This is a genomic window from Pseudomonas sp. TE6288, from assembly GCF_054062095.1.
The window spans coordinates 368,044-385,132 of sequence record NZ_JBSSEW010000001.1 but is presented as its reverse complement, the minus strand read 5'-3'; the positions used below and the strand labels follow the sequence as shown (position 1 = coordinate 385,132).

Sequence of the window (17,089 nt, the reverse complement as noted above, 5' to 3'; positions counted from 1 at the left end):
AACGACCATAACTCGCGGCGCTTTTTGCGCTCATGCGGCGTTGTCGCTCCTCGCCGTAGCTGGGCTACGACTCGTCGCGACGCCTTGCCTGAGCGCAAAAATCGCTCGCGATTTATTGGTCGTATTTGCAAAACACCACACTAGGATCAGCCGGCCTTGCGCAGCGTCAGATTGATCCGCCGTTCGCCCATGCGCGGATGCACGCCAGGCTTGATCGGCAGCACGCCATGAAAGCGCAGGCGGTCCTCGCCGCCCCACACCAGCACGTCGCCGTGGTTCAGCGGTATGCGCCGGGTACGGTCCGAGCGTTGCAGCCCGCCGAACAGGAACACTGCGGGCAGGCCCAGCGAGATCGAGACGATCGGATGGGCGTAGTCCTGCTCGTCGCGGTCCTGATGCAGGCTCAGGCGGGTACCCGGCAGGTAGTGGTTGATCAGGCAGGCATCCGCCACGAAACCCTCGAACCCGGCCTGGGCGGCAGCGCGCGAGGCCAGCTCGACCAGCACCCGGGGCAGGGCAGGCCAGGGCTTGCCACTGACCGGGTCGGTGGCGGAGTAACGATAGCCGCTTGCGTCGCTGACCCAACCCAGCGCGCCGCAATTGCTCAGCGCCACGGCCATGCGCAGGCCGCCGGGGGTCTGCATGTGGCGAAACGGCGCCGCGCGCAGCACCGGGCGCAAGGCATCGAGCAGGGGCTCGAGCTCCGCCAAGGCGAAACCTGGCAGCAGCGTGGTGTGCGCGGCCAGCTGCTGGGGGTGTGCGTCGAACAGATCGAGATCGGACTGGATCATGCCAGGGGCTGCTTGGGTGGTGTCCGCACAGTGTATCGCGATGCCCCGGTGCGTGGGGCATCGCGAGCCACTGCGCCGGCCTCAGAGGCTGAGCGTCAGGCTGACACTGACATTGCGCGGCTCGCCCGGCAGCACCCATGAACTGTTGTACGAGCGCTCGTAGTACTTGCGATCGAACAGGTTGTTGAGGTTCAGACCCACAGTGACCTGCTCGCTGGCCTTGTAGTGCGCCAGCAGGTCGACCGTGCTGTACGAGGGCAGGGTGAAGGCGCTGCCGGCCTGACCGGAGCGCTCGCCGACATAGTTGAACGCCGCGCCCAGGTCCGAACCGCGCAGGGCGCCATTCTGGAACTCATACACGCCCATCACGCTGCCGCTGTTACGGGCAATGCCCAGCAGGTCGCTGCCCTTGGGCAGGCTGGCATCGCCCTTGGTGACCTCGGCATCGATGTAGGCATAGGCGCCGATCACCCGCACCGCCTCGCTGAGCTGGCCGCTGAACTGCAGGTCCAGGCCCTGGCTGCGCGCCTTGCCGGCCGCGATGCTCTCGCCCAGGGCATCGGTGGTGATGACGTTCTCCTTGTCGATATGGAACAGCGCCACCGTGGCGCCCAGGCGGCTGTCGAACAGGTCGAGCTTCAGGCCGGTCTCGTAGCCGAGGCCTTTCTCGGGCTTGTACACCTGCCCTTGGGTGCCGATGGTGTTGGGCTTGAACGACGTCGATGCGTTGGCAAACACGCCGACCTGCGGCGTCAGCTGGTACAGCAGGCCGACGCGGGGCGTGGCGACATCCTTGGCCTGGCTGTTGCTGATACCGCTGCTGCGGTTCTGCGAGGTCTGCTCGATGCGCTCCAGGCGTACCCCGACCAGCCCGCGCAGGCGCTCGCTGAAGGCGATCTGGTCCTGCAGGTTGAGGGCATGGCTTTCGGTGCGTTCGAAGAAGTCATTGGCGCGGGTGAGGGCCGGCTTGGGCTTGCCGTACACCGGGTTGCGGATGTCCAGGCCATAGCTGGCCAGGGTCGCGCTCTGCGGGTACTTCTGGCTGTTGCGGTAGTTCTCGTATTCCAGGCCGATCAGGCTCTGGTGCTGCCAGCCGAGCAGCTCGAACTGGCCGTGCAGCTCGGCTTGGGTGATGTTGTCGTTCCACTCGAAGTCGCGCTCGCGGTAGAAGCGCGTGAGCGTGTTGCCGACCAGGGCCTGGGGCTCGGAGCTGTTGCCCTTCAGTGTGCCCTGGGTGTAGTGGTTGGCCAGGCGCAGTTTCCAGTTGTCGTCGAGGAAGTGCTCCAGGGCCAGGTCGACGGTCTGGTTGTCGTTGCGGATCTTGCCGTCGTTGGGCTCGCCCATGAACGCCGAGCGCTGCACCGAGCCCATCTGGCCATTGACCGCCGGGATGCCGCGGTCGAACACCGATTCGGTGCGGGAAAACTCGGTGTCCAGCAGCAGGCGGGTGTCGGGCGACAGTTGCCAGCTCAGCGACGGGCTGACGATCCGTCGCTCGCTGTTGACGTGATCGCGGAAGCTGCCGTTGTCCTCCACCGCCAGGTTGACCCGGCCCAGCAGGTTGCCTTGGCTGTCCAGCGGCGCGTTGGCGTCCAGCGTGCCGCGGTAACGGTCCCAGCTGCCGGCGCTCAGGTTCACGGTGCTGAACGTCTCGGCCTGGGGCCGCTTGCTGACGATGTTGACCAGCCCGCCGGGGTCGCCGCGGCCATAGAGGCTCGCGGCCGGGCCCTTGAGCACCTCGATGCGCTCGATGCCGGAGGTGTCGGGCGCGCTGTAGCTGCCGCGGTTGACGGCGAAGCCGTTCTTGTACAGCTCCCCTGTGGTGAAGCCGCGCACGCTGTAGTTGAGAAAGGTCAGGCCACCGAAGTTGTTCTGCCGCGACACGCCGCCGGCAAAGTCCAGGGCGCGGTCGATGCGGGTGGTGTTGAGGTCCTTGAGTACCTGGGCCGGCACCACTTCGATGCTCTGCGGGGTGTCGCGGATATCGGTGTCGGTGCGCGTGGCGGTGGCCGAGCGGGTGGCCCGATAACCCTGGACCGGGCCGTCGGCGCGTTCTTCGAGGTAGGCGTCGGTGATCGAGGTTTCGTCCAGCACCAGGGGTTGGGCCGCAGCGAGCGGTTGACCGAACAGGCCCAGGGTCAGGCCGGCCAGAAGGGGAGCGCGAGGGTTCAAGGGGGATCTCCGTTAAATATGTAATAACATTACATTATCGTTCCAGTCATCGCCAGAAGAAGGTGTGACAGGGCGGTTGCGCGATGAGAATGATTTGCGTTAATGTTATGTTATTACGTATCCGGAGGTTCTCATGCAAGTACTGTCCTCACTCAAGCAGGCCAAGCGCCGTCATCGTGACTGCCAGGTGGTCAAGCGCCGTGGTCGGATCTATGTGATCTGCAAGTCCAATCCGCGGTTCAAGGCCAGGCAGGGCGGGGTAAAGAAAAAGCGCGGGTAGTCGGTCAATGGCAGTCAGGCGAAAGGGGCTGCTCAGCAGCTCCAATGACGCTACCGAAGCGTCCTGCGCAGGCGTCGCCAGGCCAGTACCACACCACTGAGGGCTATCACCAGGCCGCCGCTACTCAGGCCGATGATCAACCCTTCGCGTAACAGCGGCCGCGCCAGCAGCGGTTGCCAATCCCAGCTGTGCAACAGGTTGAACAACCAGCGCCCGGCACGTTGCGCCCGGTCGTGGCTGGCCACCAGCGTGCCGCTGGCAGGGTCCAGGTAGGCCCAGGTGTCCGCCGCGTCGGCGAAGCGCAGGCGCAGCACGGGCAGTGGGCGCGCCTGGGAACCGTACATGCTCTGTGGCTCGCGGGCGAAGTAGTGGAAGTCGTAGGCGCTCTGCCAGTCATCCGCCACCGTCACCCCCGGAGCCATCGCTTGCGCGGCCGCCCGCAGCCTTTCCCGGCTGAAGGTACGCGCCGGCGGGGCGTGTGCTTCAAGGATGCGGCTGTCGCCGTCGGCGCTGCGGGCCACTGCATAGGTGACGTCGGCCAGGCGTTGCCATTGCAACTCCACTGCGGTGAACCCGGTTTCGTCGCGCAAGCGGGCCAGTGCCGTGGCAATCGGCAGTTGCAGGTCGGTGGCACGCAGCGGCGCTTGTTGCAAGGCGATCTGCGAGCGGCTGTCGGTCACGCCCCAGGGGCGCATCGACATCAACCCGCTGAACACCCACAGCACCAGCACCCCACCGAACAGCAGCCCGCCGATGTGGTGCCAGCGCAACCAGCCGCCGGGGTAGGGGCTGCACGATCCGCTGCGGTAGCGTTTGCGCAGCCGCAGGCGCAGGATGCCCACCGCGATGCCCATGAGCGCCATCAGCGTGCCGAGCAGTGAAAGGCCGATCACCAGGGTGCGCCAGCCATTGTCGAAGCCCAGGCCGCCACGCAACGGATAGAGCCAGTGCAACCAGGCACCGATCCAATTCCAGGCGCGCTCGCGGCCGCTCGCATCGCGCACCACCTCGCCGGTGCGTCCGGACAGGTACAGCCAGGTGCCGGCCGCATCGTCCACTTGCACCCGGTGCAAGGGGCGATCGCTGTCCAGGGCCCGGGAGTGGGTCCACATGTCCTCGTCCAGCGTGCCCTGGTAAGCCAATGCCGCGCTGCCGGCGTACTGCCGGGCATTGGCCAGGGCCCAGGCCGCGTCGGCGTTGGCCAGGGGCTCGCCGTTGGCTGCATCGAGGGTGACGCGGCGACCGTCCGCCAGCTCCAGCAAATAGTACGGTTGCCAGCCCAGGCTGGTCAGGCGCAACGCCTTCAACGGCTGCTCAGCCCATTGCGCCGGCAACTCGGCGCAGCATCCCGCCGGCAAGGCCGGCAGGTGGGCCAGGCGCTCGGCCGTGGTCAGCTTGGGGTAGCCGATATACAGCATGACCACCCCGGAGACGAACCACAGCGCCATGAACAGGCAGGCGACGATGCCCAGCCAGCGATGCCACAGGTACAGCTGGCGCTTCAGGCCCATCAGTAGCGCCACTGCACAGCGACTTCCAGGCTGCGCGGCTCACCCAGGTAGTACTGGGTGTTGGTCTGGTGAATGAAGCGGGCGTAGACCTCGTCGGTGAGGTTGCGCAGGCGGGCGCTGAGTTGCACGTGCTGGTCCAGGTCGTGGGTCATCGACAGCCCGTAGACGGTGTACGAAGGCACCCACTGGGTGTTGGCGGTGTTGGCGTAGACCGCCGAGACGTAGCGGGCGTCGGCGCCGACCTGCCAGCCCGGCGCCAGGTCGTAGGTCAGCCAGAGGTTGGCCACCCGGTCGGGGATGTTCACCGGATTCTTGCCCTTGCGCGAGTAAACCACGCCGCCGATGGTCTCGTTGAACTCGTCGTATTCGGCGTTGACCCAGCTGAAGTTGCCCGCTGCCAGCAGCTTGGGCGTGACCTTGAACGACGCCGCCAGCTCGATGCCGGTGGAGGTCTGCTGGCCGGCCTGCTCGGTGGTGTTGGGCACGGTCGAGGAGGGCACCGAGATGTTCTTGCGCACGATGCGGTAGGCCGCCGCCGTGGCCGAGCCGCGCCCGTCGAGGAAGTCGACCTTGCTGCCCACTTCCACCTGCCTGCCGGTGCTCAGGTCGAAGTCGCCGACCTGGCTGATCGACGCGCCGGTAAGCGAGCCCCCTGGCGGCTCGGCCGAGGTACTGTACTGGGTGTAAAGGCTGACATTGGAGGTCAGGTCATAGACCAGCCCCAGGCGCCCGGTGAAGGCATCCCAGCGCCGATTCAGCTTGGCCCGGGTCACGTGGTCGACCACGTCGAAGTCGATATGGTCGTAGCGCAGCGCGGTGACCAGCGACAGCTGGTCGGTCAGGCGGGTACGGTTTTCGACAAAGCCCGCAGTGGTGTCGGTGGTGGTGCTGCGCCCCTTGGCGCGTGGAGCGTCCATGCCAGAGATGTCGAGGAAGTGGTCAGATTTGAAATTGCTTGGGTTAATGGACAACGGGTAGGCGGTCTGCTGGTTGCGGTTGTAGTCCATACCGAACGCCCAGTCGCTGGCCAGGCCGAACAGCTGGCCCTGGTGGGTCAGCTCGACGCGGTTGCCGTTGACCTCCTGGTCGTGGCGCTGGCGGTAGCCGCCGGAGCGGGCGATGGCGGTGTTGCCGGGGGTGTAGCGGTACACCTCGAGGTTGCGGTAATCGCGCTGGCCGTTGTAGTGGTAGAAGGTGTTGCGCAACTGGTTGCTGTCGTCGATGCGGTAGTCGGTGATCGAGCGCAGCCAGCGGGTGCGCTGCTCGTAGCGGCCGTCCTCGACGTTGTAGTTGTCGAAACGGTGATGCTTGTCGATGTGCAGGGTGCCGCTGGCCGGTTGCAGCACCGGCGCGCCCCAGTAGGGGCTGTCTTCCTTCTCTTCGAGGTACTCGATGGCCAGGGTGTGCGACAGCTGGTCGTTGATGTCGCTGAGCAGCGAGAAGGCCAGGTTGCCGGCACCGTTCTCCTGGCGGTCGATGTAGCCATTGGTACTGGTGCGGCTGTAGTCGAGCCGCGCGTAGTGGCGCGGGCCGTCGCCGCTGTTGAGCGCCTTGTTGAAGCCGACCGAGGTTTCCATGGTGTCGTAGCGGCCGTAGCTGACGCGGCCTTCGAAGGTGTCCTCGTCGCGGTTGGCCAGCTTGGTGATCATGTTCAGGCTGCCGCCCACGGCGCCGCTGCCGTTGAGGAACGACGACGGCCCGCCGAGCAGTTCGACACGGTCGTAGATCCATGCCCCGACCGGGCGCCCGGCGGCGCCGTACTGCAGGTTGATGCCGTTGAACAACTGGCTGACCTGGGCACCGTTGAAACCACGGTACGACACGTAGCCGCCCCAGCCGGGCGGTGCCGAGGCGTTGACCCCGGGCAGGGCGTTGGCGGCGTCCTGGAAGTTGCGCGCGCCGATGCGTTCCATGGTCTTGCGGTCGGCGACGCTGACCGAGGCCGGGTTTTCGCGGGCGCTGAGGTTGAGCCGCGAGCCGCTTTCGATAGGCCGGTCGAGGTCCAGGGTGGTGGCTTCTTTGGTGGCGGCGGTGGCCGTGACGTTGCTGGCGGGCAGGGTCAGGGTGTCATCCTGCGCCCAGGCGCAGGTTGCGCTGCCAACGAGCAGCGCCAAAGTGGTCATGCGGAACATGCAAGGCTTCCTGGCTGAAATCGGTGGGCGCACGCCCGCTGCCGATCAGGCGGCACTCGGGCGTGGCGATGTCAGAACGCGAGAAGCGAAGCGGGGGAGGCGCGGGGATTGACCAGGGGCCAGCGCTGCTTGGGCAGGGTCGGCGCGGGTTGTCTGGGTAAGGGTTTGCTCGACTCCCCGGCGAGCAGGGCCAGCAGGCCGAAGAACACCGCCAGCAGGGTGGCGCTGAACAGGCTGGCGATCACGCAGTCGCCGCCGGCGGGCAGCACCGGGTCGGTGATGTCCTGGTCGCCCTTGAACACGCCGCTGCTGTCGGCCGCGCACCAGGCGGCGTCATCCAGGCCGGCCAGGCGAAAGCCTGCCATCTGTCCATGGCCCATGGCGCACAGCAACGAGCCGAACAGGATGCTGAAATACAGCACCCAGGCGACTTGCGATCGTGTGTGGCGGGCCAGCTTCATCGGCAAAGCTCGAAGGGAATGGGAATGGGTTAGGCGTGCGGATTCTACAACTTTTGACACATCTGACTAGAGTGTTCCGGCGATAAAAAACATTCGAAACGATTCGCTCGCCTCGCTTGACGCCCATTGGCCCCAGGTGTTCAGATGCCGACCGATTTCAGGTGCCCCATGCCGTCGCGCACGGGGTGAAACGGGAAACCGGTACGCGCTTCGCGCCAGTCCGGTGCTGCCCCCGCAACGGTATGCAAGTGATGCCTTCGACAGACCACTGTGGCCCGCGCGTCATGGGAAGGTGAAGACATCTAGGCTTTGCACGGAAAGTGCCTGCGCGACGATCATGCTGCGTTGAAAACAGGCTGGTGCGCCAGCCCGGTCGGAATGCTCATTGACAACCAGTCAAGTCGGGCGCGACCCCGGCCGTTCCTCGCCTGTTTTCGCCTTGCCTGATCGCCGCTCGGCGACTTTCCGTACGAACCCTTGTCTTGCGAGCCCGGAGACCGGCCTGGAATGTTGTAGGCAAACTCCTGCGGTGGGCGGGCATGGGCCGGTATTGGCGTGTGCGCGATCCGTGCTCCTGCGTGCTTCTGCGAAAGTCACTTTCGAGAAGAGCATGATTGCTGTGATTCACTCCCGACGTCGTTTCCCCAAGGCCCGGACCTTGTTCCTGGGCTGCCTGGCCAGCCCCCTGGCACTGGCCGAAAACACCCCCCTGATCCTCGACCAGCAGATCGTCGCCGCGCCGTCGGTGGAGTCGACCACGGTCGCCGCCATGGCCCAGTACGGCAGCAAGGTTGAGATCGTCAGCCGCGAGCAGATCGAGCGCGCCGGCCCCGGCGCCGACATCACCCGGGTGATGCAGATGTTCATCCCCGGCTTCTACGTCGCGCCGAAGAACGGCCCGTTCGACTACGGCACCTACTCGCTGCTCGGCGGGCGCAACGACGACACCCTGATCCTGCTCGACGGTGTACGCCTGAACAACCGCCTGTACGGCGGCCTGTACCTGGACACCCTGCCGGCCAACGCGGTGGAGCGCATCGAGGTGCTCAAGGGCGGCCAGAGCCTGTTGTTCGGCACCCAGGCCGTGGCGGGGGTGATCAATATCGTCACCCGCAGCCCGCAACGCCGTCAGGCTTCAGGTGAGGTCAACCTGGGCCTGGACAGCTTCGCCGGCAGCAGCAAGGACGCCCGCGTCGAGCGGATCTTCAGCAATGGCTTCGGCGACCTGGGCCTGCTGGCCTATGTCAGTCACAACGTCTCCGACGGTTACCAGCCGTTTCGCAACCGCGACTACAGCGGCAACGTCAGCGACAAGAAGCGCGGCTACGAGGTGACCACCTTCGGCGGCAAGGCGATCCAGGCCTTCGGCGACGATGCGCGGCTGGAGCTGTTCTACCAGTACACCGACGCCAACCTCGATTTCGCCCGACCGGTGAACAATTACAAGACCACCAATGACCGCGTGCAGCAGATCGCCACGGCCACCTTCGAACAGCGCATCAGCGAACGCCTGAGCTACTTCGTCAAGGGCCACGTCAACGACTGGGACACTCGCTACACGCGCATCAACAACCGCGCCGACGGCTCCCGCGACGTGGTCAACCACAACGACTACTGGGGCTTCACCGATTGGGGCGTGCAGGCCGAGGGCAAGGCCGAGCTCGACGGCGGCCACGTGCTGGTGTTCGGTTCCGACAACCAGTGGTTCAAGGGCCAGGACGACGTGCTGGTGATCGACGACAACGAGGCCCAGGCCAATGCGTTGTACGCCCAACTGCGGCCCAGGATCGAGGCCTTGCCCAACTGGCACCCGAGCCTCGGCCTGCGCCACGAGGCCATGAGCGGCGGCGACAGCGCCACCGTCGGCATGCTCACCTCGCTGTACGACCTGAACGACAACTGGCAACTGCGCGGCCAGTATGGCAGCGCCTACAAGTTGCCGAACGCCGAGCAGCTGTTCGTCAACGAGCCAGGCGACGAGATCGGCAACCGCGACCTCAAGCCCGAGAAGAGCCGCAATGCCGAGCTTGGCCTGGACTACCACGGCCTGCTGCTGGAGCGTGAATTCAGCGCCAGCGTCACCGTGTTCCGCCGCAAGATCACCGACTTGATCACCCTGGACGGCAGCCAGTGGGTCAACGGCCAGGGGCAGGTACAGATGCGTGGCTTCGAGGCCGATGCGCGTATCCAGCTCGACGACCAATGGAGCCTGCAGGCCGACATGACCCGCAACTTCACCGAGACGCGCACCGGGGCAACGATCAACGACGTGCCGAGTTTCTTCGCCCGTTCGCGGCTCGGTTACGAATCGGCGGACCGCAGGTGGGGGGCCGGGGGCGCCATTCGCTATATCCGCGACGTGGTCAGCTCCAAAGGCGTCGACTACGGCCATTACTCGGTGGTCGACGCCGATGCTTATCGCTACCTGGACGGCGCCCGCCAGCACCGGCTGAGCCTGCTGGTGGAGAACCTGTTCGACCGCGACTATGTCACCAGTCGGGCGAGTAACGTTGACAATCTCGGGCGGCCGTTCACCAGCGAACTGCGCTACACCTACACCTTCTGAGGGGCGTGAGCATGGACTACCAGCGCGTGTTGTTCGTCGGCCCCGGCCTGGGTGGCGGCTCGGCGGCGGAAGCTTTTGGCGCCGAGATTCGTGACCTGCGTGGCCACGAGGCGGGCCGGGATATCGTCGACACCCTGGAGGGGTTCGACGGGCTCTGGGCGGTGGTCCGCGAGGCCCTCGACCAGGGCGTGGAACGCCTGCTGGTGGTGGACCTGGAACCCACCTCGGACAGCGCCTACCTTGACTGGCTGCGCGATGAGCTGGGGCGCCTGGCGCAAGGTCGGGCCGGCGTCTGGGTCACGGCCCAGGCCCTGGGGCGGCGCGGCCTGGATGCGCGAGTGGCCTGTGCCAGCATCGGCGAACCTGTGCGCCACCTGGCGTGCGACCAGGTCAACGCGGTGGCCAGCGACCCGGACTGGTCGCGGGTACCCGAGCATGCCCGCCAGGTGTTCCTCTGCACCGGCCCACGCTGTGTACGGCGCGGCGCCTTGCCGCTGTGGAAACGCCTGCGCCGGCGGTTGCTGGAACGTGACCTGATCGAGACCCCGGGCGGCGTGCTGCTGACCCGCACCGGTTGCCAGTTTCCCTGCAACCTGGGGCCCGTGTTGACGGTGCACCCGGACGGCTGCTGGTATCGGGTACGTGATGATCGGGAGGTGGAGGAATTGGTGGAAACGCATCTGCAGGGCGCAAGGATCGCCGAAGGACTGTTGATCAAGGGAGGGGCGTGCGATGCGTAAAGCCTGGCTGCTGTCGCTGGCCTTGTGCTGTGGCACACCTGCCCTGGCCGGCAGCTATCGCAACTGCGGGCAGGACTGGCAACGGCCCGCTGCGGCGCCTGCGCGTATCGTCGCCCTCAACCAGCACGCGGCCGACGTGCTGCTCGCCCTCGGCGCGGGTCCGTCGATGGTCGGGGTGGCCTACCTGGACGACAACGGCGCCGCCTACAAGCAGGGCCGCTACCAGGGTGTGCCAGTGATTGCCCGGGAGTATCCGGCCAGCGAAGTGTTGTACGCGCAAAGGCCGGATCTGGTGGTCGGCGGATTCGCCACGGCATTTGGCGATGGGATCACCTCGCGCAGCAGATTGGCCGGCAACGGGATTGCCACCTACCTGCTCGAGTCGGCCTGTAACGGCCACTCGCTGGACTACTACGGCCATGTCCGGCGTGACCTGACTGTGTTCGGCGAGCTGTTGGGCAGACAGGCGAGGGCCCAGGCATTGATCGAGGCGATGGAGGCGGATTTGGCGCTGGCCAGGTCGATCGCACCGACCGGCAAGCAGCTGTCAGTGTTCTACTTCGACAGCGAGGTGCGGGGGCTGGACAGCGAGGGCGGACGCGGGCTCGTCACGCCGTTGCTGGCCGCCGCCGGGGCGCGCAATGTGCTTGCCGGGATCGACCAGTACCGCGTGACGATCAACCGTGAGGCATTGCTGAGCAGCGACCCCGACGTGATCCTGCTGGCCGACGCCCTGTGGTCGCCGGCCAGCCGCAAGCGTCAGTTGCTGACCCGCGACCCGGTGCTTTCGAGCCTGCGGGCGGTGCGCGAGAACCGCATGATCGATATCCCGTTCACCCAGCTGATGCCTACGCCGGCTAGCGGGCGGGTGGCCCTGGAACTGGCACGGCGGCTCAAGGAAATGGCTGTTCCATAGCAGGTCAGCCCTGATCACGGGGGCAAGTCGCATCGGCGCACCGCCGCTCCCACGCCAAACGGTGTGATTGGAAAGGGCTGTGCTACTCGCCGAGGACCAACTGCCGCGCCAGCTGGTTGTGACGCTCCAGTACCCGCGGCAAGTCAACGGTGGCGATGCGCCCGTCCTGAACCACCACGCGCCCGTTGATCACGCTGGTGTCAACATGGGTCGGGGTGCAGAACACCAGCGCCGCCAGCGGGTCGTGGAGGGCGCCGGCATAGGCCACATGGCCAAGGTCGAAGGCGACGAAGTCGGCGACCATGCCCGGTGCCAGGGCACCGATATCGTCACGGTTGAGTACCTTGGCGCCGCCCAGGGTGGCAATTTCCAGCGCTTCGCGGGCGGTCATCGCATCCGGGCCAAAGCCGACCCGTTGCAGCAGCAAGGCCTGGCGTACCTCGCCGATCATGCTGGCGCCGTCGTTGGATGCCGAACCATCGACCCCCAGCCCCACCGGCACGCCGTGGTCGCGCATCTTGCGGATCGGCGCTATCCCTGAGGCCAGGCGCATGTTCGAGCACGGGCAGTGGGCGACCCCGGTGCCGGTGCGGGCGAACAGCTCGATGCCGTGCTGGTCGAGCTGCACGCAGTGGGCGTGCCAGACATCGTGGCCGACCCAACCCAGGTCCTCGGCGTACTCGGCCGGGGTCATGCCGAACTTCTCGCGGCTGTAGGCGATGTCGTTGACGTTCTCGGCCAGGTGGGTATGCAGCGACACGCCGTACTCCCGGGCCAGGACCGCTGCTTCGCGCATCAGGTCGCGGCTGACAGAGAACGGCGAGCAGGGCGCCACCACCACGCGCCGCATCGAGCCATGGCTGGCGTCGTGGTAATCCTCGATCAGACGCTGGGATTCCTTGAGGATGTCGCTTTCCTTTTCCACCACCGAGTCCGGCGGCAGGCCGCCCTGGCTGCGGCCGACGCTCATGCTGCCGCGAGCGGCGTGGAAGCGCATGCCGATTTCCTCGGCGGCGTGGATGCTGTCGTCGAGCTTGCAGCCGTTGGGGTAGATGTACAGGTGGTCGCTGGAGGTGGTGCAGCCCGAGAGGATCAGTTCGGCCATGGCCGTCTGGGTCGAGACCGCGATCATCTCCGGGGTCAGTCGCGCCCAGATCGGATAGAGGTTGGTCAGCCAGTTGAACAGCTCGCCGTCCTGGGCCGCCGGCACCACGCGGGTAAGGCTCTGGTACATGTGGTGGTGGGTGTTGACCAGGCCCGGGATGACCACCTTGCCGGTCATGTCGAGGATCACGTCGGCGTTTTGCGGCAGCGTTTCGCTGGGGCCGACCTGGCGGATCACGTTGTCTTCGATGTACAGGCCACCGCGTTTGATTTCACGGCGTTCGCCGTCCATGGTCACCAGCAGTTCGGCGTTCTTGACCAGTAGGGTCTTGGGCATGTGTGTCCCCTCCCGTTTGGGATGTGTTTTCTGATTGTAGAGAGGCGCCTGGTGCATGGGCCGGGCGCACCAGGGCCGTCAGGCGCCGCGGCGTGGCCGGGCGTCGATGACAGGGGCGAACGGTTCACCGCGCACGTGCGAAGGCTGCGCCATGGCGGGCGCATCGGGCAGGTGGGCAGACGGTGACAAGGCGAATGCGGCAAGCGGCATTCGGGAAGGATGCCCGGTGAAGGCGGGCGGTAGTGGATGTCGCATGGCTTGAGCCTGTCGCAATACGCAACGGCGATGACCGTTGTCGTAGGCGCGAGGCAGTGTAAACAGAATTCGCTTGTTTTGTATACGATGGATTGTTTCATCTAACCGCGCCCTGCAATCGCTCCGGAAAAGTTCATGCAGTCTTGCATGGCATCATGCCACTATCTGGCTGTCTCGCGGCCAGCGGATATCTCGGGCCAGCACGTTCGCATGGGCTGATTACACTGTGGAAATCGCCACACGGGAGTAACTGGGATGGGCTGCGCGATGATGAGGCAGATGGCTGGACGGGTGTCCGCTCGAAGTAGACGGCCATGAACAACCGTGGCCGGAGCATTTCCCTGCAGTGGCTGGTGGCATTGGCGATCATGCTGGGCATGCTGGCACTGGGCGCGGCCCTGGCCTGGCAAGGCTACCTGGGCGTGCGCCAGGCCCTGGTGGCCGCCGCCGGCGATGCCGCCCAGCAGGTCGGCCGAACTATCGACGAGCGCGCCCGGCGCCTGGTCGACCCGGTGCAGAGCAGCATTCGCCTGCTGGCCTTCAGCCCGGCGTCGGGTACGTTGGCCGAGCGCCTCGAGCAATTGCCGCAACTGGTCGAGAGCCTGCGTGCCAACCGCATGCTCAGCGCCGCCTACGTCGGTTACCCCAATGGTGAATTCCTGCTGGTCCGCCGCTTGCGCGACCCGCAGCTGTTGCAGCGTTTCGCGGCACCGGCGGACACGGCGTTCCTGGTGCAGACCGTCACCCAGGGCGCCGATGGCGCGATGCAGGGCGAGTGGCGCTTCTATGACTCGCTACTGACCCTGTTGCAGCGCCAGAGCAAGCCCGACTACCAATACGATCCACGCCAACGGCCTTGGTTCATCGAAGCCAGCGCGCAGCCCGAGACCGTACTCACTCGTCCCTACGTATTCTTTACCACCCGCGAGATCGGCCTGACCATGGCCCAGCGCAGCGCCGAGGGCACGGCGGTGATCGGCATGGATGTCTCGGTCAATGACCTGGCCAGCGAGAGCCGCGACCTGCGCATCACCGCCGGCACCGAGATCGCCGTGGTCGACGATCAGGGCAACGTAGTGGCCTACCCGGACCTGCAACGGGTTGTCGTGCGCGAGGGTGAGAGCGTGCGCCTGTCGCGCATCGGCGAGCTGGGCATCGGCAGCCTTGCGCATATCTACGCCGACATGCCCCAGGGCGCGAGCCCGCAGCCGTACCAGGTCGAGGGGCAGACCTGGTACGGCATGCGCCTGCCGCTTACCTCCATGGCCGGGCAGGACCTGCAGGTGCTGATCGCCGTGCCGGCCCACGAACTGCTGGCCGGGGCGCGCAAGGTGCTGTTCGAGCAATTGCTCTGGGCCGTAGCCGTGGCAGCTGTGTTGTTGTTGCTTGGCGGGCTACTGGGCCGACGCATCGGCCGTCCGTTGCGCCGGCTGACCGAGCAGGTGCAGGGCCTGGCCAGTTTCGATTTCAGCCGTGAGGTGGGCGTTGTCTCGCGGGTCTGCGAAGTGCGTGAGCTGAGCCGGGTGCTGAGCCGTATGTCCGGCACCATCCGCAACTTTCAGGCGATCACCCTTACGTTGAGCCGCGAGACCCAACTCGAAAGCATGCTCGACGGCGTGCTCAATCACCTGGTGGCGGCAGCAGGCGTCAGTGCCGGTGCGGTGTATCTGTACGACGACAACAGCCGGTTGCGCCTGGCCGCCGCCAGTCGCGGCCATGACTACCCCGAGGAACTGACGCTACCTGAAGGCGAGCGGCAGGACCTGGCCAGCGCGGTGACCCAAGCCCTCGCATGGCAAGGGCGCAGCCTGGCGGTGGTGCTCAATGACCGCGGCCAGGCGCTGCTCGGCATCCTGGTGCTGCAACTCGCCGATGCGAACGCGGCCGTGGGCCAACCGTTCCAGCGCTTTGTCGAGGAACTGTCCGGTGCAGCCGCCGTGGCCATCGAGACCCGTCAGCTGGTCGAGGCCCAGCAACGCCTGCTGGACGCCATGATCAAGTTGTTGGCCGACGCCATCGACGCCAAGAGCCCCTATACCGGCGGCCATTGCGAACGGGTGCCGCAACTGGCGCAGATGCTCTTGGACCAGGCCGTGCAGGCTGACAGCGGCCCCTATGCCGACTTCAGCATGAGCGAGGCCGAGCGCTACGAATTCCGCGTGGCCGCCTGGCTGCACGACTGCGGCAAGATCACCAGCCCCGAATACGTGGTGGACAAGGCGACCAAGCTCGAGACCTTGTACAACCGCATCCACGAGGTGCGCATGCGCTTCGAGGTGCTCTGGCGCGATGCCGAAATCGCCTACTGGCAAGGCGTGGCCAACGGCGATGATGAGCCGGCGCTGCGGCGCACGCTGGAGGCATGCCGGGCAACCTTGCAGGAGGACTTCGCCTTCGTCGCCAACGCCAACATCGGTGGCGAGTTCATGCAGGAGGCCGACATCGAGCGCCTGCGCACTATTGGCCAGCGCCGCTGGCGGCGGCACTTCGACAACCGCCTGGGCATCTCCCGCGACGAGGCAGCGCGGTTCACCGACACCTCGGCGGCAACCTTGCCAGTGGACGAGCCACTGCTTGCCGACCGCGATGAGCACCGGGTGCCCTGGGGCGCTCGTACGCCGCCGGTGGCCAAGGACGACCCGCGCAACCACTGGGGTTTCGACATGCGCCTGCCGGCCCATGCCAGCAACCACGGCGAGCTGTACAACCTGTCGATCCGCCGCGGCACGCTCAACGACGAAGAGCGCTTCAAGATCAACGAGCACATCGTGCAGACCATCATCATGCTCAGCGCGCTGCCGTTCCCGCGCCAGCTCAGGCGCGTGCCGTCAATCGCCGGCAACCATCACGAGAAGCTGGACGGCAGCGGCTACCCGCGCAGGCTTGGCAAGGAGGCGCTGAGCATCCCCGAGCGGGTGATGGCGATTGCCGACATCTTTGAGGCACTGACCGCGGCGGACCGGCCCTACAAGGCGCCGAAGACCCTGTCCGAGTCGGTGAAGATCCTGGTGTTCATGGCGCGGGACAAGCATGTCGACGGGCAGTTGCTGCGCTTGTTCCTGAGTAGAGGGGTGTACCGGCAATATGCCGAGCGCTTCCTGCGCCCCGAGCAGATCGACGAACTGGACGTGGCGTACTGGCTGGAGCAGTTGCAGGGTTTCACGCCTGAGCAATCCACCTACACTCCTTGAGACCTGTTCGGCGGGATCTCTGGAGACATCCGATGGAAGCATTCTGGCAAGCCTTTTTGGCGACGTTGCACACCGAATTCGCCGATGTTGCCGACGAGCGCGAGGTCTCGCGGATCCTCATCCGCCTGCTGATGGCGGCCTTGCTGGGGGCGGTGCTGGGCTTCGAGCGCGAGAGCAAGGGCAAGTCGGCCGGCGTGCGCACGCACATGCTGGTGTCCATGGGCGCGGCCTTGTTCGTCCTGGCGCCGAGCATGGCCGGGGCGGACGAGCAGGCGTTGAGCCGGGTGATCCAGGGCATCGTCGCCGGTATCGGCTTTCTCGGCGCGGGCACGATTCTCAAGGGCAACGGCCGCGACACCAGTCACGTCAAGGGCCTGACCACCGCCGCCGGGCTATGGATGACCGCCGCCATCGGCACGGCTGCAGGGATGGGGCGCGAGGCCACGGCACTGATCAGCACGGTGCTGGCGCTGTTGGTGCTGGCAAGCATGCCGTTGCTGGTGGACAAGGTCGAAGGCGAGCATGAGGACAAGCGCGAGGAGGAGGAGGGCAGGAAGCACTGAGGGGAGCCGAAGCTCCCCTCATAAGCGTTGTTGCCTGCTCTTTTCTTATTATTGGAGACTGGCCTGTTGT

General features: G+C 66.1%; 12 protein-coding genes and 1 riboswitch. Of the genes, 6 read left to right on the top strand and 6 right to left on the bottom strand.

Translation table 11 applies throughout. The annotated features are described in order from the left end of the window. Positions 1–146 precede the first annotated feature (146 nt). Together alkB and ACVWY1_RS01695 are read right to left on the bottom strand one after the other, a co-directional pair. Entirely contained in the window at positions 147–791 is a 645-nt protein-coding gene (gene alkB / locus ACVWY1_RS01700; protein ID WP_198755586.1) for a DNA oxidative demethylase AlkB, read from the bottom strand. Positions 792–872: 81 nt separating this feature from the next. After that, positions 873–2,963, bottom strand: coding sequence for a TonB-dependent siderophore receptor (locus tag ACVWY1_RS01695; protein WP_277504446.1), 2,091 nt, complete (start codon positions 2,961–2,963; stop codon positions 873–875). Positions 2,964–3,096: 133 nt separating this feature from the next. On the opposite strand from ACVWY1_RS01695, the gene ykgO reads away from it, so the two are divergent. Next, a complete protein-coding gene (gene ykgO, locus ACVWY1_RS01690; protein ID WP_023632134.1) occupies positions 3,097–3,243 on the top strand; it encodes a type B 50S ribosomal protein L36 in 147 nt (48 codons plus the stop codon). A 50-nt stretch (positions 3,244–3,293) separates the two neighbouring features. Here ykgO and ACVWY1_RS01685 read toward each other — a convergent pair whose 3' ends face one another. The 3 genes from ACVWY1_RS01685 to ACVWY1_RS01675 all read right to left on the bottom strand — a co-directional run bounded on the left by ACVWY1_RS01685 (position 3,294) and on the right by ACVWY1_RS01675 (position 7,347). Next, the gene (locus ACVWY1_RS01685; RefSeq protein WP_457377716.1) at positions 3,294–4,748 is read right to left on the bottom strand and encodes a PepSY domain-containing protein; all 1,455 of its coding nucleotides are present in this window, start codon (positions 4,746–4,748) and stop codon (positions 3,294–3,296) included. 5 nt (positions 4,749–4,753) lie between these two features. Next, on the bottom strand, positions 4,754–6,886 hold the full coding sequence (locus ACVWY1_RS01680; RefSeq protein WP_457377702.1) for a TonB-dependent receptor: 2,133 nt from the start codon (positions 6,884–6,886) through the stop codon (positions 4,754–4,756). Positions 6,887–6,957: 71 nt separating this feature from the next. Continuing rightward, entirely contained in the window at positions 6,958–7,347 is a 390-nt protein-coding gene (locus tag ACVWY1_RS01675) for a DUF2946 family protein (RefSeq protein WP_457377701.1), read from the bottom strand. A gap of 142 nt (positions 7,348–7,489) precedes the next feature. Further along, positions 7,490–7,867, top strand: a riboswitch (cobalamin riboswitch). Positions 7,868–7,957: 90 nt separating this feature from the next. On the opposite strand from ACVWY1_RS01675, the gene ACVWY1_RS01670 reads away from it, so the two are divergent. From ACVWY1_RS01670 to ACVWY1_RS01660, 3 genes are read left to right on the top strand one after another with little or no spacing between them, the layout of a single operon-like run. Next, positions 7,958–9,913: a TonB-dependent receptor plug domain-containing protein gene (locus ACVWY1_RS01670; RefSeq protein ID WP_457377700.1), complete on the top strand. Its 1,956-nt coding sequence runs from the start codon at positions 7,958–7,960 to the stop codon at positions 9,911–9,913. 11 nt (positions 9,914–9,924) lie between these two features. Further along, on the top strand, positions 9,925–10,653 hold the full coding sequence (locus ACVWY1_RS01665) for a (2Fe-2S) ferredoxin domain-containing protein (RefSeq protein WP_457377699.1): 729 nt from the start codon (positions 9,925–9,927) through the stop codon (positions 10,651–10,653). Further along, on the top strand, positions 10,646–11,569 hold the full coding sequence (locus ACVWY1_RS01660; protein ID WP_457377698.1) for an ABC transporter substrate-binding protein: 924 nt from the start codon (positions 10,646–10,648) through the stop codon (positions 11,567–11,569). The genes ACVWY1_RS01665 and ACVWY1_RS01660 overlap by 8 nt, the downstream gene beginning before the upstream one ends. An 82-nt stretch (positions 11,570–11,651) precedes the next feature. Here the strand turns inward: ACVWY1_RS01660 and ACVWY1_RS01655 are convergent, their stop codons facing one another. Next, positions 11,652–13,010, bottom strand: coding sequence for an 8-oxoguanine deaminase (locus ACVWY1_RS01655; RefSeq protein ID WP_457377697.1), 1,359 nt, complete (start codon positions 13,008–13,010; stop codon positions 11,652–11,654). Between the two features lie 569 nt (positions 13,011–13,579). On the opposite strand from ACVWY1_RS01655, the gene ACVWY1_RS01650 reads away from it, so the two are divergent. Both ACVWY1_RS01650 and ACVWY1_RS01645 read left to right on the top strand, forming a co-directional pair. Next, positions 13,580–16,456 carry an HD domain-containing phosphohydrolase gene (locus ACVWY1_RS01650; RefSeq protein WP_457377696.1) on the top strand — a complete coding sequence of 959 codons (2,877 nt, stop codon included), beginning with the start codon at positions 13,580–13,582 and terminating at the stop codon, positions 16,454–16,456. A 32-nt stretch (positions 16,457–16,488) separates the two neighbouring features. Then, a complete protein-coding gene (locus ACVWY1_RS01645; protein WP_102684996.1) occupies positions 16,489–17,019 on the top strand; it encodes an MgtC/SapB family protein in 531 nt (176 codons plus the stop codon). Positions 17,020–17,089: the final 70 nt, after the last annotated feature.

Excerpts from the sequence above, each read along its gene's own strand:
- ACVWY1_RS01655 (WP_457377697.1), bottom strand. The coding sequence starts at position 13,010 with ATGCCCAAGACCCTACTGGTCAAGAACGCCGAACTGCTGGTGACCATG.
- ACVWY1_RS01675 (WP_457377701.1), bottom strand. The coding sequence starts at position 7,347 with ATGAAGCTGGCCCGCCACACACGATCGCAAGTCGCCTGGGTGCTGTAT.
- ACVWY1_RS01670 (WP_457377700.1), top strand. The coding sequence starts at position 7,958 with ATGATTGCTGTGATTCACTCCCGACGTCGTTTCCCCAAGGCCCGGACC.
- ACVWY1_RS01650 (WP_457377696.1), top strand. The coding sequence starts at position 13,580 with ATGAACAACCGTGGCCGGAGCATTTCCCTGCAGTGGCTGGTGGCATTG.
- ykgO (WP_023632134.1), top strand. The coding sequence starts at position 3,097 with ATGCAAGTACTGTCCTCACTCAAGCAGGCCAAGCGCCGTCATCGTGAC.
- ACVWY1_RS01660 (WP_457377698.1), top strand. The coding sequence starts at position 10,646 with ATGCGTAAAGCCTGGCTGCTGTCGCTGGCCTTGTGCTGTGGCACACCT.
- alkB (WP_198755586.1), bottom strand. The coding sequence starts at position 791 with ATGATCCAGTCCGATCTCGATCTGTTCGACGCACACCCCCAGCAGCTG.
- ACVWY1_RS01645 (WP_102684996.1), top strand. The coding sequence starts at position 16,489 with ATGGAAGCATTCTGGCAAGCCTTTTTGGCGACGTTGCACACCGAATTC.
- ACVWY1_RS01665 (WP_457377699.1), top strand. The coding sequence starts at position 9,925 with ATGGACTACCAGCGCGTGTTGTTCGTCGGCCCCGGCCTGGGTGGCGGC.
- ACVWY1_RS01680 (WP_457377702.1), bottom strand. The coding sequence starts at position 6,886 with ATGTTCCGCATGACCACTTTGGCGCTGCTCGTTGGCAGCGCAACCTGC.